The organism is Gordonia namibiensis NBRC 108229, from assembly GCF_000298235.1.
GTDB lineage: Bacteria > Actinomycetota > Actinomycetes > Mycobacteriales > Mycobacteriaceae > Gordonia > Gordonia namibiensis.
This window is the reverse complement of record NZ_BAHE01000007.1, coordinates 39,698-53,077: the sequence shown is the minus strand read 5'-3', so window position 1 is coordinate 53,077 and position 13,380 is coordinate 39,698. Positions and strand designations below refer to the sequence as shown.

The 13,380-nt window shown below is 67.2% G+C and carries 15 protein-coding genes; 10 read left to right on the top strand and 5 right to left on the bottom strand.

What is annotated here, in order from left to right; translation table 11 throughout:
* The first annotated feature begins 10 nt into the window (after positions 1-10).
* From GONAM_RS03525 to GONAM_RS03505, 5 genes are all read left to right on the top strand, one after another.
* Positions 11-916, top strand: coding sequence for an acetaldehyde dehydrogenase (acetylating) (locus GONAM_RS03525; protein WP_006865400.1), 906 nt, complete (start codon positions 11-13; stop codon positions 914-916).
* Positions 913-2,007, top strand: coding sequence for a 4-hydroxy-2-oxovalerate aldolase (gene dmpG, locus GONAM_RS03520; protein ID WP_006865399.1), 1,095 nt, complete (start codon positions 913-915; stop codon positions 2,005-2,007). Before GONAM_RS03525 ends, dmpG begins: the two co-directional genes overlap by 4 nt.
* Positions 1,994-2,836: an SDR family NAD(P)-dependent oxidoreductase gene (locus tag GONAM_RS03515; RefSeq protein WP_006865398.1), complete on the top strand. Its 843-nt coding sequence runs from the start codon at positions 1,994-1,996 to the stop codon at positions 2,834-2,836. Before dmpG ends, GONAM_RS03515 begins: the two co-directional genes overlap by 14 nt.
* Before the next feature lie 96 nt (positions 2,837-2,932).
* The gene (locus GONAM_RS03510; RefSeq protein WP_006865397.1) at positions 2,933-3,820 is read left to right on the top strand and encodes an LLM class F420-dependent oxidoreductase; all 888 of its coding nucleotides are present in this window, start codon (positions 2,933-2,935) and stop codon (positions 3,818-3,820) included.
* A 5-nt stretch (positions 3,821-3,825) separates the two neighbouring features.
* Positions 3,826-4,332: a nuclear transport factor 2 family protein gene (locus GONAM_RS03505; RefSeq protein ID WP_006865396.1), complete on the top strand. Its 507-nt coding sequence runs from the start codon at positions 3,826-3,828 to the stop codon at positions 4,330-4,332.
* 4 nt (positions 4,333-4,336) lie between these two features.
* Here GONAM_RS03505 and GONAM_RS03500 read toward each other — a convergent pair whose 3' ends face one another.
* Positions 4,337-5,254, bottom strand: a complete 918-nt coding sequence (locus GONAM_RS03500; RefSeq protein WP_006865395.1) for a LysR family transcriptional regulator — start codon at positions 5,252-5,254, stop codon at positions 4,337-4,339.
* Between the two features lie 48 nt (positions 5,255-5,302).
* Between GONAM_RS03500 and GONAM_RS03495 the strand changes: the two genes are divergently transcribed.
* Together GONAM_RS03495 and GONAM_RS03490 are read left to right on the top strand one after the other, a co-directional pair.
* A complete protein-coding gene (locus tag GONAM_RS03495; protein ID WP_006865394.1) occupies positions 5,303-6,499 on the top strand; it encodes a TDT family transporter in 1,197 nt (398 codons plus the stop codon).
* Between the two features lie 94 nt (positions 6,500-6,593).
* Positions 6,594-6,806 carry an Rv3202a family protein gene (locus GONAM_RS03490; protein ID WP_006865393.1) on the top strand — a complete coding sequence of 71 codons (213 nt, stop codon included), beginning with the start codon at positions 6,594-6,596 and terminating at the stop codon, positions 6,804-6,806.
* A 46-nt stretch (positions 6,807-6,852) separates the two neighbouring features.
* Here the strand turns inward: GONAM_RS03490 and GONAM_RS03485 are convergent, their stop codons facing one another.
* Positions 6,853-7,647: a VOC family protein gene (locus GONAM_RS03485; RefSeq protein ID WP_006865392.1), complete on the bottom strand. Its 795-nt coding sequence runs from the start codon at positions 7,645-7,647 to the stop codon at positions 6,853-6,855.
* 386 nt (positions 7,648-8,033) lie between these two features.
* Here GONAM_RS03485 and GONAM_RS03480 point away from each other — a divergent pair, with 386 nt between their 5' ends.
* Positions 8,034-8,597, top strand: coding sequence for a hypothetical protein (locus tag GONAM_RS03480; protein ID WP_040535292.1), 564 nt, complete (start codon positions 8,034-8,036; stop codon positions 8,595-8,597).
* On the opposite strand, the gene GONAM_RS03475 is transcribed toward GONAM_RS03480, so the two are convergent.
* The 3 genes from GONAM_RS03475 to GONAM_RS03465 form a co-directional block, all read right to left on the bottom strand.
* The gene (locus tag GONAM_RS03475) at positions 8,572-9,108 is read right to left on the bottom strand and encodes a C40 family peptidase (protein ID WP_006865390.1); all 537 of its coding nucleotides are present in this window, start codon (positions 9,106-9,108) and stop codon (positions 8,572-8,574) included. The genes GONAM_RS03480 and GONAM_RS03475 overlap by 26 nt on opposite strands.
* Before the next feature lie 127 nt (positions 9,109-9,235).
* A complete protein-coding gene (locus GONAM_RS03470) occupies positions 9,236-9,631 on the bottom strand; it encodes a hypothetical protein (protein ID WP_006865389.1) in 396 nt (131 codons plus the stop codon).
* A gap of 2 nt (positions 9,632-9,633) precedes the next feature.
* A complete protein-coding gene (locus tag GONAM_RS03465; protein WP_006865388.1) occupies positions 9,634-10,866 on the bottom strand; it encodes a 3-ketosteroid-9-alpha-monooxygenase, oxygenase component in 1,233 nt (410 codons plus the stop codon).
* A gap of 225 nt (positions 10,867-11,091) precedes the next feature.
* Here GONAM_RS03465 and hsaA point away from each other — a divergent pair, with 225 nt between their 5' ends.
* Together hsaA and hsaC are read left to right on the top strand one after the other, a co-directional pair.
* Entirely contained in the window at positions 11,092-12,276 is a 1,185-nt protein-coding gene (gene hsaA, locus GONAM_RS03460; protein WP_006865387.1) for a 3-hydroxy-9,10-secoandrosta-1,3,5(10)-triene-9,17-dione monooxygenase oxygenase subunit, read from the top strand.
* A gap of 191 nt (positions 12,277-12,467) precedes the next feature.
* Complete coding sequence (gene hsaC, locus GONAM_RS03455; protein ID WP_006865386.1) at positions 12,468-13,379, top strand: iron-dependent extradiol dioxygenase HsaC; 912 nt, start codon at positions 12,468-12,470, stop codon at positions 13,377-13,379.
* Position 13,380 lies beyond the last annotated feature (1 nt).

Genomic DNA, 13,380 nt, shown 5'->3' with positions numbered 1-13,380 from the left:
GAGGGTCCACGTGGCGGCAAAACTGACCGCGGCGATCATCGGATCGGGCAACATCGGCACCGACCTGATGTACAAGCTGGAGCGTTCGGAGGTCATCGAACCCCGATGGATGGTCGGCATCGACCCCGACTCGGAGGGCATGAAGCGCGCCGCCGACCACGGGCTCATCACGATGAGCGGTGGTGCGGACGAACTCCTCGGGTCGCAGGACAAGCCCGATCTCATCTTCGAGGCCACCTCGGCCTACGTGCACCGTGAGTACGCCCCGAAGTACGAGGCCGCCGGGATCACCGCGGTGGATCTCACCCCGGCAGCGGTCGGACCCGCCGTGGTCCCGCCGGCCAACCTGCGCGAACACCTCGACGCCCCGAACACCAACATGATCACCTGCGGTGGGCAGGCGACGATCCCGATGGTGCACGCGGTCTCGTCCGTCGTCCCGGTCCCGTACGCGGAGATCGTCGCGTCGGTCGCCTCGGTCTCGGCCGGTCCGGGCACCCGCGCCAACATCGACGAGTTCACCGCGACGACCTCGGCGGGAGTGGAGACGATCGGTGGCGCCCAGCGCGGCAAGGCGATCATCATCCTCAACCCCGCCGACCCGCCGATGATCATGCGCGACACCATCTTCTGCGCGATTCCCGAGGATGCCGACACCGACGCCATCGCGGAGTCGATCCACCGGCGCGAGAAGGAGATCCAGCAGTACGTGCCGGGTTACCGCCTCCTGCAGGACCCGCAGTTCGACCCGCCGAGCGTCCTGAACGGCGGCTACGCGCGCGTGTCGATCTTCGTGGAGGTCGAGGGTGCGGGCGACTTCCTGCCGCCCTACGCCGGCAACCTGGACATCATGACCGCCGCCGCGACCAAGGTCGGCGAAGAACTCGCGAAGAAGAAGTTGGGAGTCCCCGCATGAGCACCAACGTGGTTCTGACACCGCGCGACCCGAAGCTGATGGCGAACGCGCGCAAGTACTCCGACACTCTCGACATCCGCATCACCGATTCCTCGCTGCGTGACGGCAGTCATCACAAGCGTCACCAGTTCACCGAGGAGGAGGTCCGGGCGATCGTCGGCGGCCTCGACGAGGCCGGCGTGCCGGTCATCGAGGTGACCCACGGCGACGGCCTCGGCGGCTCGTCGTTCAACTACGGGTTCTCCAAAACCCCTGAGCAGCAGCTCATCAAGGCCGCGGCCGAGACCGCCAAGCGGGCCAAGATCGCCTTCCTGATGCTGCCCGGTCTGGGCACCAAGGATGACATCCGCGCCGCCCAGGACAACGGCGGCCAGATCTGCCGCATCGCCACCCACTGCACCGAGGCCGACGTCTCCATTCAGCACTTCGGCCTCGCGCGCGACCTCGGCCTCGAGACCGTCGGCTTCCTGATGATGAGCCACAGTCAGCCGCCGGAGGTCATCGCCAAGCAGGCCCGCATCATGGCCGACGCCGGCTGCCAGTGTGTGTACGTCGTCGACTCCGCGGGCGCGCTGGTCCTCGAGGACGTCACCGTCCGGGTCGAGGCGCTGGTCGCCGAACTCGGCAACGACGCCCAGGTCGGGTTCCACGGGCACGAGAACCTCGACATCGCGATCGCCAACTCGGTCAACGCGATTCGTGCGGGCGCCCAGCAGATCGACGGTTCCATCCGACGCTTCGGTGCCGGTGCGGGCAACACGCCCACCGAGGCCTTCGTCGGTGTGTGCGACAAGCTCGGCATCACCACCGGAGTCGACTTCATGAAGATCGCCGACGTCGCACAGGACGTGGTCCGCCCGGCCATGCCGTCGGAGTGCCTGGTGGACCGACCGGCGATGATGATGGGCTACGCGGGCTGCTACAGCTCGTTCCTCAAGCACGCCGAGGGTCACGCCGAGCGCTACGGCGTCTCAGCCGCCGAGATCCTCCTCGAGGCAGGCGCCCGCAAGCTCGTCGGCGGCCAGGAGGACCAGCTCATCGACATCGCGCTGGAGCTGAAGAAGAAGCAAGACGCGAATGCCGGTGTCTGAGAGTCCTGACGGTTTCGGATCCGGCTTCGACGCGACGAAGTACGGCCCGTGGGCGGTGATCGCCGGCGGTTCGGAGGGCGTGGGCGCCTCGTTCGCCCACCAGCTCGCCGACGCCGGGGTCAATCTCGTACTCATCGCGCGTAAACCCGGACCGCTCGAAGAAACGGCTGCCGAGGTCCGGGCCCGCGGCGTTCAGGCGCTGACCCTGTCGGTCGACCTGACCGACCCCTCGGCGATCGATGAAATAATCTCCGCCACCGCCGATCTCGATGTCGGGTTGCTCGTCTACAACGCCGGCGCCAACACCTACGGTGCCGACTTCGTGGAGGGTGACCTCGAGAAGTTCCAGACCGTCATCGATCTGAACATCACCGCCCAGCTCGCACTCGTGCACCACTTCGGTGCCCGGTTGCGGGCCCGGGGGAGTGGTGGGCTGCTGCTCGTCGGTTCCATGAGCGGTTACCTGGGCGGCAAGCATCTCTCGATCTACGGCGCGGTCAAGGCTTTCGGGCGCGTGTTCGCCGAATCCCTGTGGCTCGAGCTGCGCGACCACGGTGTCGACGTCCTCGAACTCGTTCTGGGAGTGACGCGTACACCCGCGATGGAACGGGCCGGGATGAACCTCGGCGGGCCGCTGAAGGCGAGCGAGCCCGACGACGTCGCCCGCGAGGGTCTCGAGCATCTCGCCGACGGCCCGGTGTGGGTGGCCGGCGGCAACGCCCGCCGGGCGGAGAAGATCAACGGACCCGACCGCCGCAGTCTGATCCTGGCCCAGCATGAGGCGATGCTGAAATTGTTCCCGCAGAAGGCCGCATCATCTGCTCCTTGAGTAGCCCGGAGCTTGCGGAGGGCGTATGTTTTTGCTCCTTGAGTAGCCCGGAGCCTGCGGAGGGCGCATGTTTCTGCTCCTTGAGTAGCCCGGAGCTTGCGGAGGGCGTATCGAAAGGAGCCGACCCTGCCTGACTATCGCCTCGGCATCACCAGCCCGATCGTCACGCGTTTGCCGGGTGTCGCAGGTGAGTGGGAGGCGACCGCGGGGATCGCCGAACTCGCCGACATCGCCGCGGCCGCGGACGAACTGGGTTTCGAGTACCTCACCTGCAGCGAGCACGTCGCAGTGCCCACCGCGATCGCTGCCCAGCGCGGCGGTACCTACTGGGACCCGTTGTCCTTCTTCGGGTTCCTCGCGGGACGAACGCGGACCATCCGGTTCCTCACCCAGGTGCTGGTGCTCGGGTACCACCATCCCCTGGAGATCGCGAAACGCTACGGGACGCTCGACACCATCAGCGGGGGACGGGTGACGCTCGGCGTCGGAGTCGGTTCACTGCGTGAGGAGTTCGATCTCCTCGGTGTCGAGTTCGGTGGTCGCGGTGATCGCGCCGACGACGCGATGCGCGCGCTGCGCGCCTCGTTGTCGGCCTCCGAACCGGAATATCAGGGCACCCACTATGAGTTCGGCGGCTCGATCGTCGAACCGTGTGCGGTACAGCAACGGGTGCCGATCTGGGTCGGCGGACGAACGAGTCGGTCCCTGCGGCGGGCCGTCGAGCTCGGTGACGGCTGGGTTCCGTTCGGACTGGGCCGGTCCCGACTCCGGGAGATGCTCGACGCGGTCGAGGTCCCGCACGGTTTCGAGGTGGTGCTCGGCGCGGGGCCGCTCGATCCGGAGGACGCCGAGGGCACCGCCGCAGAGCTGGAGAAGACCCGCTCCGCCGGTGCGACGATCGTCGGCGTGACGATCCGGGCGTCGTCGGCCGACCACTACATCGGTCAGCTGCGACGACTCGCCGAACTCGGACTGAAGGGGTGAACGCGATGACGATCGAAGAGAAGATGACCCAGCTCGAGGACACTGTTCGGCTTCTTGCCGACGAACGGGAGATCACCCGCCTGGTCACCTCGTACGGACCGCTCGTCGACAGCGGCGACGCCGAGGCGGTTGCCGCGCTGTGGACGCCCGACGGCATCTACGACGTCGACGGCCTCTACATGCAGGGCCGCGATGACATCGCCGCGATGGTCCGCTCCGACGCACATCAAGGACTCATCGCCCGCGGCTGCACACATCTCCAGGGTGCGGTTCATGTGAACGTCGACGCCGACGAGGCGATCGCCGCCAGCCACTCACTTCTGGTCCTGTCCGGCGACAAGGGGTTCCGCGTTCTCCGCGCCACCGCGCATCACTGGAGGTTCGTGCGTACCGAGGCCGGCTGGAAGGTCGCCCGGCGTACCAGCCGTGCCCTCGATGGGAATCCCGAGGCGCATCACCTGCTCAACGCGGGTGCCCACGGGACCGATGTCGAGGACCGCGCCTCTTCCTGAGTGTTCAGGATCGGCCGATATGTGCCAGGAAGTGCCGGGCTGCACCGGCATTGGGTTGAGGACCGGATGACCACACCGCGCGTAGCTGACGTTCGAGATCGAGGTCGTCGATCGGGATACGGACCAGCCGTCGGCCGAGATCGTCGGCGACCGACAGGTTGCTGAGCACGGCCGGCCCGGCCCCCGCGATGACTGCGGCGCGCACCGACGCCGTGGTCGACAGTTCCAGCACCGGTGCGGTGATCTCGCGGGACGGTCCCAGCGCCCGCGTGAGAGCGCGTTCGAAGAACTCGCGCGTGCCCGAGCCCTCCTCGCGGGTCACGAGCGCGGTACCGGCGAGATCGGCGGCCCCGATCCGACGGCGGCTACGAGTCCACGGATGATCGGGCGGCACGACGACGACGAGCTCGTCACGTGCGATCGTCCGGCTCCGGAGTCCGGGCGCCACCCGAGGTCCCTCGACGAACCCGAGTTCGACCTCGCCGTCGCGCACCAGTGTGCAGACGTGGTCGGAGTTGGCGGCGGTGAACGACACCTTCGGCGCGGGTTCGTGCTGGGAGGCGAAGGACACAAGCCAGCGGGGGAGGAGATGCTCCGCGACGGTGAGGCTCGCGGCCAGCCGCAGCTGATCGCGCCTCTCCAGCCGCAGCGCGGCGAGCCCGGCGTCGAATTCGCCTGCCAGCGTGAGCAACCGGTCGGCCCACTCGGCGACGAGCCGGCCGGACTGGGTCGGGACCGATCCGCGTGGTGTTCGTGTCAGCAGTCCGACGCCCAGCTGGGTCTCCATCGCGCGGATACGTGCCGACACCGCCTGCTGGGTGACACCGAGCTCGCCGGCCGCCGCATTGAGACTGCCCGTGCTGACGACCGCCTGCAGGGTCTCCAACGAGGCGAGGTCGGGCATCCGCGGACTGAGAACCATCGTCCGAGGGTACAACCGTCGTTGGTACCCCAGCTACAAGCGGAGTTTGTGACCTTCCAACGATTCGGGCTCTACCGGGGGCGCGGCATCCACGCGATCGTGGTGGACATGACCACGATGACCGCTCGCCCGACCCCGGCCGGCTCTCTGCCCGGCACCGCGCGCGGAGTGCGCGCCCGGGTCACCTACTTCCCGCCGAACTGGTTCGCGGCGGTGATGGGCACGGGGATCATCGCCATCGCCGCGCACGGCCTGCCCTGGCAGCCGGCCGTCCTGAGCGTCGTGGCCGCCGGGTTCTGGATGCTTGCCTGCGTCGTGTTCGGGGGCGTGGTCATCACCACGATCGGCCACTGGCTGATGGACCCCGCTGTCGCTCGCAGCCACCACGATCACCGCGTCGTCGCGCACTTCTACGGTGCGGTGCCGATGGCCGTCATGACGGTGGGGACCAGCACTCTCCTGGTCGGCGTCGGGGTCGTCGGCCGAGACGTTGCCGTCGGCGTCGATGTCGTGTGCTGGATCGTCGGCACGCTCGGCGGCGTGGTGACCGCGCTGGTCATCCCGTACCGGCACCTGATCTTGCGGCGTGCTCACGTCGGGGAGGCGTTCGGCGGCTGGCTGATGCCGGTCGTGGCGCCGATGGTGTCGGCGTCGGCCGCGGCGATCCTGGCCGGTCAGCTCGGCGCCGGGTGGGCACGGACCCTGGTTCTCGGGGTCGGGTTCGCGATGTTCGGACTGGCGGTGGTCGCCGCGACGCCCATCCTGGTCGCCCTGGTCCGTCGGTTCCGGACCGGCGACCACGGCGCCGCGACCATGATGCCCACCTGGTGGATTGTGTTGGGCCCGCTCGGGCAGTCGGTCACGGCGGTGTGTCTGCTCGCCCACGTGGCGCCCGACGCTGTGTCCGCCTCGGTTGCGGGAGCGATGCACGAGTTCGCGGTCGCCTATGGGCTCGTCGTGTGGGCGGTCGCCACGGTCTGGATTCTCGTCGCCGCGCGGCTCACCGTCCGCACCGCTCGTGCGGGTATGCCGTTCGCGATGACGTGGTGGTCGTTCACCTTCCCGATGGGCACCTACGTGACCGGTTCCTCCGCGCTGGCGCTCACCCTGGGCGGACCGGTGTTCGAGGTCGCGGCGGTCGCCGGTTTCGCGGTGCTGGTCCTCGCCTGGGGTGTCGTCGCCGCCCGGACCGTCCGGGGCGTCGTCTCCGGTGAACTCCTCCGACTGCCGATCCCGGGATGTTGACGCCTGTCGCGGACGTCAGGATCATCGGAAGGGCGCCGGAAGGTCGCGCTCGGACATCCGGTGTGCCGAGCACCCGCAACCGGAAGGAGTCGCCATGGCAGACACTCAAGCGTGGACCGGAGGGGAAGCGAACGACGCCGACGTCGTCGAGCAGACGACCCCCGTCGAGCCCGTCGACGGTGAATCCCCCGTCGAGTCGGAGGTGCCGTCGATCTCCCTCGAGGCCGATCCCGCCGACGTCGTCGAACAGGCGACCGCGCTCGGTCCCGACGACCCCGACGAGTACCCGCCCGACGACGATCGGTAGAGAACACACGCGCATGGCGCGTGTTTCTTCTACCGATCGCGCGGTGTCACATCCCGGCCGGCGGATGTCCGAGGCAGATCAGCGCACCCATCGGGTCCTTGATCGCCGCGAGCGTCCCGTACGGGGTGTCCTCACCGGGCATCACGATCTCGCCGCCGAGGGACTCGACCTGCTTGACCGTCGCCGCCACGTCGTCGACGGTGATGTAGATCTGCCAGAACGACGGCACGTCCTCGGGAAACAGCTTGGAAGCGTCCATGATCCCGGCGTAGGACTCGTCGCCGTAGAAGATCTGGCCGTAATGGTCGGGACCCACGGCGTCGGGGTCCCCGCCGGTGCCGACCTCCTCGATGCGTGCGCCGAGCACGGCGCGATAGAAGTCGAGTGACTTGGCGTAATCCTTGGACTGGCATTCGAACCAGTACGGGGTGCCGTGATCGCCGAACTCCGAATAGCCCTTGTGCTGCTTCGGCTGCCAGAAACCGATGACGGCTCCGGCCGGATCGGTGGCGACCATCATCCTGCCCTCGTCACCGACCGGCATGGGCGGGACCATGACGCTTCCACCGGCCGATTCGACCGCGTTCACGGTGGCGTCGGCGTCCTCGGAATGCAGATACACCGACCAGATGTTGGGCGGCCCAGCCTCTTCCATCGCGGGGCTGAGCCCGGCGATCGGTTTGCCGTTCTTGAGGAAGTTCCGGTAGCCGCCGAACTCCTCGTTCGGTGTCTCCGTCTCCCAGCCGAAGATCTCCCCGTAGAACTTCTCGGCTCTCGCCGTGTCGCTGCTCATCAGGTCGAACCAGATCGGGGCCCCGGACGGGGCTGCGTACTCGGCCATGCTCGTATCCCTTCGTTGCCATGCGGAATGTTGGTGAACGACTGAGGTGGAGACTCTCAGCGTCGCGCAAACTCATCGCTCCGACAGCGGGTTGGGATGCTCCGGTGAGATCGATACCGGCGCGTGATTTCGATACGGCTCGTCGCGAGCTCCTCGCCTACTCAATCAGCGGGGGGATAGGGCTTCGCCTATGCCGGCCGAGTAGGGCCGACCGAGCGCAGCGAGGACGGTGCGTATCGAGGTCCTCGCCTACTCAATCGGCGGGGGATACGGCTTCGGCTATGCCGGCCGAGTAGGGCCGACCGAGCGAAGCGGGGACGGTGCGTATCGAGGTCCTCGCCTAGTCGATCGGCGGCGGGAGGCGGGTGAATGGCAATCTGGTCGGCATGACGACAGAACCGGGCATCGTCGACAGACTCCGCACCTTCGTGTGGCCTGCCGCCCTCGTCGGTGGCCTCCTCCTGGTGCTGTTCGCGCAGGTGGAGTGGGGAAGCACCGACGAGGGCGTGCAACCGTCCATCACCGGTCTCGGACGGGTGACCGTCCCGGGGGCGAGCGATGAGGACGTGGCCTTCTTCTTCGAGGACAACACCGACCGGCCCGGTCTGAGTGTGGTGATCCTCGGTGCGGTCATCGCGCTGGTCGCCGCGTTGGCGTGGTGGCACGAGCGTCTCCGTCCGGCGGCGATCGGGGTGATCGGACTGGCGGCGGTCGTCGCCTTGGTCGTGGGGCTGCGGACGCTGAGCGATCCGGCAACGCACCTGTTCTCCGACCGGGTCGGCGAGGCCCTCGACCTCGAACTCCCGACGATGCAACCGGGTTACGGGCTGCTCGGCACCGTGGTGGTCGCGGTGCTGCTGCTCGTCGTCGTGGGGTTCGCGGTCGCGACCTCGGTGTGGCCCGGACGGTCGGTGGGCCCGGTGGTCAGCCGAAACGACGAATCGTCTTGATGGGCCCCATGTCCTTGACCTTGGTGAAGCCGATGGGCTTGCCGGTGGCGTAGGCGTTGAACACGCGGCCGCCGCCGGCGTAGATGCCGACGTGCCCGGCGTCGCGGCCGAAGATGATGATGTCGCCGGGGGCGAGGGCGCTGAACGGGATCGCGTTGCCGACCTTCGCCTGCTGCTGGCTGGTCCGCGGCAGGTTCACGCCTGCGGTGTGGAAAGCCCACTGGACGAGACCAGAGCAGTCCCAGGAGTGCGGACCGGTTCCGCCCCATCGGTAGGGCTTGCCGATCTGGGTCATCGACGCGCCGAGCGCCGCCAGACCGGTGGGGGTGGGGATGGGCAGGTAGATCGGTACCGAACCGGTGGAATCACTGGAGCCGGAACTCGACCCGGCCGCGGCGGCGCGTCCGGCATCGGCGAACGGTGAACCCACGAACGGCGCCGCGACGGACAGCGCGGCGGACAGGGCGACAGCACAGGTGACCCGCACGCAGCGGGTTCGCAAATCGGACATGACGCTCAGATTGGCCGACCGAATACCCGCGTGTCGCCGTTAGTTCTCTACGTGTGATGAAGGTGTAACCGTTGTGATGCGTGAGGCTAAGGACAATTAATGTTGCCCGTGGTGCTCAAATCGACGCTCACCAATAACCGTCGGGATCCGTGGCGGGTGACTCCGGGGGAATGATCCCCTCGGCGACGCCGTGGTCGATACTCGCCGACAATCGGGCGCACGTCGGCATCATCGCACCGGGGAGCAACGGTCCGTTGCCGTCGTCACCGCCGGCGCGCATCTGCTCGAGGCCGTGGCATCGGTTCCGGGCGTCGGCGTTCCACTGCACGCTCGTGTGGTGAGCGCTGGTCTTCTTCACCAGCACGCAGGCGTGGCAGGCGCGGCATTCGATCTCCCGCATGCCTCCCTGTAGGTAGTGCTCGCGGTCGCGCTGGGTCGCCGCGTGGACCCGGGCCGCCCGGTCGGGATCGTCGCCGAAATCGGGCGCCTTGGCCCAGTGTGCTCGTGACGCGGCCCGGGTCATCGTCAGACCTGCGCCTTCTCCGAGGAGTCCGTGGCGCCGTCTGCCGACTGTTCGGCCGCAGCCTTCTCGGCCTCCTGGCGCCGGAGGTTCTCCTCGATCTCGGCGTTCCAGCTCTCGACTGCCTTCGAGGTGTCGATCTCGTACTCGAACCGGCCGGTCATCTCCTCGGTGACGTCGGCCTTGTCGACGTAGAACTGCTCATACCAGCGTCGGAGCTGGTACACCGGGCCGTCCTCCTCGACGAGGAGCGGATTGTCGATCCGGGTCTTGTTCTTCCAGATCTCGACGTCCTGCAGGAAGCCGACCTCGACGCCGGCGCTGATCTTGGTCGCCATCTTCGACGCCTGCTCGGCGGTGAGACCCTCGGGCACCTTCGCCATGACGCCGTACATCAGGACGAACGAGTTCTCGTCGATCGGGTAGTGGCAATTGGTCAGGATGGTCTCGACCGCGAAGCCGCCGTAGTACTGGACCATCGGGTTCAGCATGTAGGACGGGCCGTAATAGGCGGCGATCGATTCGAGCCGACTGTCGCCGTAGTTGGTTCCCAACGTGACGTCGGGGCGTCCGTGCGAATTCATGTACTGCGCGGCGATCTCGCCCTCGAAGACGTTCTTGAAGTAGTCCGGCAAGGCGAAGTGCACGTAGAAGAAGTGCGCCATGTCGACGACGTTGTCGATGATCTCGCGGCAGTTCGAGCCCTCGATCACGATCCGGTTCCAGGTCCAGTCGGTCCACTCCTCGGACCCGACCTCGGCCAGCTCCGGGATGATGACCTCCTCCGGCGGCGGGTTGCCCTCGGGATCGTTGTAGACGAAGACCTGGCCGTTGCGGACCATCGAAGGCCACGAGCGGGTCTTGGCGAGCTTGGGGTTGCGCTTGGCGTACGGGACGCCGGCACAGCGGCCGTTGCCCTTCCACAGCCAGCCGTGGAACGGGCAGGCCACGTTGTCACCGGACAGCTTGCCCTGCGAGAGGTCGCCGCCCATGTGTCGGCAGTAGGCGTCGAGGATGTTCAGCTCACCCTTGGTGTCGACCCAGACGACGAGCTTGGTGCCGAAGACCTGCACGGAGTGCGGCTTGCCGTCGTCGAACTCGCTGAACAGACCCAGGCAGTGCCACCCGCGGGCGAACCGGGTGGGCGGTGCGCCGGTGTCGATCTCCCGGATGCCCACCTCGGCGTCGTCGGACGAACCGGGGGTCTTCGGGGTCATCGTGTCGGGTGCTGGTGACATATGCCCTCTCCTGTCTGTGGCTGGTGTCGCATCGAACCTTGCCACCAATACTAGAACACGTTTCAAATCCTTTGGGTGGATCGCGGTCCAGATTGCCGATCAGTGCTGTACATGGGCATAAAGTCCCGGTGCTCGACAGAAATGAGAACGTGTTCTAATCTCGAACTCGATGAGTAAGCGGCCGGCGCCGTCCGGCCGAGGGAGAGACAGGTAGGAGCAGGCGAGATGCCAGCACAACGGAGCGAAGCCGCCGAGCAGGTCCTGGAGAAGATCAACGCACTGCTCCCGGAGATCGAGCAGCGGGCGCAGGCCACCGAGGATCTGCGCCGAATCCCCGAGGAGACCGTGTCCAGCCTCGAGACGGCAGGCTTCTTCAAGCTGATGCAGCCCGAGCAGTGGGGTGGTTACCAGGTCGATCCGGTCACCTTCTACGAGGCCGTGCGGCGTATTGCCTCGGCCTGCGGGTCGACGGGTTGGGTGTCGGGCATCATCGGCATCCACAACTGGCACCTCGCACTCTTCGACCAGCAGGCGCAGGAAGATGTCTGGGGCAAGGACCCCAACGTCCGCATCTCGTCGTCGTACGCGCCGATGGGCATGGGTGAGGTCGTCGACGGCGGCTACAAGGTCAACGGATCGTGGGCCTGGTCGTCGGGCTGCGACACCGCCGACTGGGTGTTCGTCGGTGGACCGGTCATCAAGAACGGCAAGCCGGTCGACTTCGTCAGCTTCCTGATCCCGCGCGAGGACTACACGATCAAGGACGTCTGGAACGTCGTCGGTCTGCGCGGCACCGGCTCCAACACCATCGAGGTCAAGGACGTCTTCGTTCCCCGCCACCGCATGCTCAGCATGCGCACCATGTCGATGGGGCAGAGCCCGGGTCTCGAGCAGAACACCGCGCCGGTCTACAAGATGCCCTGGGGCACTATTCATCCCAGCACCATTGCGACCCCGATCGTCGGGATGGCCTACGGTGCCTACCACGCTCACGTCGAGCACCAGGGCAAGCGCGTCCGCGCCGCATACGCCGGCGAGAAGGCCAAGGACGATCCTTTCGCGAAGGTGCGTATCGCCGAGGCCGCCAGCGACATCGACGCCGCCTGGCGCCAGCTGTCGGGCAACCTGCAGGCCGAGTACGACCTGATCCTCGCCGGCGAAGAGGTTCCCATGGAGCTGCGTCTCGCGGCCCGTCGCGACCAGGTGCGCGCCACCGGCCGGGCGATCTCCGCCATCGACCGTCTCTTCGAGAACTCGGGCGCCCACGCACTCGAGAACGGAACCCCGATCCAGCGGTTCTGGCGCGACGCCCACGCCGGACGCGTGCACGCCGCCAACGATCCGGAACGTGCCTACGTCGCATTCGGCAACGGCGAGTTCGGGATTCCCATCGGCGACACGATGGTCTGACCCTTCGAGACGCTCGCAGGCTCGCTCCTCAGGGAGCAGGGAACGCTCGCAGGCTCGCTCCTCAGGGAGCAGGGAACGCTCGCAGGCTCGCTCCTCAGGGAGCAGGGAACGCTCGCAGGCTCGCTCCTCAGGGAGCAGGGAACGCTCGCAAACTCGCTCCCCACGGGAGCAGGAAACAGGAGATCGTGGAGATGACTGACTGTCCGATCCGTTCATTGGGATACATGAGGATCGAGGCGACCGACATCGAGGCCTGGCGCACCTACGGCCTCAAGGTCCTCGGCATGATCGAGGGTTCCGGGCTCACCGAGGGAGCGCTCTATCTGCGGATGGACGATTTCCCCGCCCGCCTGGTCATTGTTCCTTCGGAGCACGATCGCCTGGCCTGCGCGGGGTGGGAGGTCGCGAACGCCGCTGCGCTGCAGGAGGTCCGCGACCGCCTGGCCGGTGCGCACGTCGTCTTCCGGGAGGGCAAGGACGAGGAGATCGCCGACCGCCGCGTCGCCGAGATGATCGTGTTCGACGACCCCGCAGGCAACACCCTCGAGGTGTTCCACGGGGCCGCGCTCGAGCACCGTCGCATCGTCAGCCCTTACGGTCATCGCTTCGTCACCGAGGAACAGGGTCTCGGTCACGTCGTGCTCACGTGTGAGGACGACAAGGCCGCGCTCGAGTTCTACCGGGACGTCCTGGGATTCAAGCTCCGCGACTCGATGCGGCTGCCCCCGCAGGTCGTCGGACGCGAAGAGGGCGACGAGGTCCCGTGGCTGCGGTTCCTCGGTTGCAACCCGCGACACCACTCGTTGGCGTTCCTGCCGATCCCCAACAGCACCGGCATCGTCCACCTGATGGTGGAGGTCGAGAATTCCGACGACGTCGGACTCTGCCTCGACCGCGCCCTGCGCAAGAAGGTCCCCATGTCGGCAACCCTGGGCCGGCACGTCAACGACCTGATGCTCTCCTTCTACATGAAGACACCGGGCGGCTTCGACGTCGAGTTCGGTTGCGAGGGAAGAACGGTCAACGACGACGAGTGGATCGCGCGGGAGAGCACCGCGGTCAGTCTGTGGGGGCATGACTTCAGCGTCGGGTTCAAGAACTGAC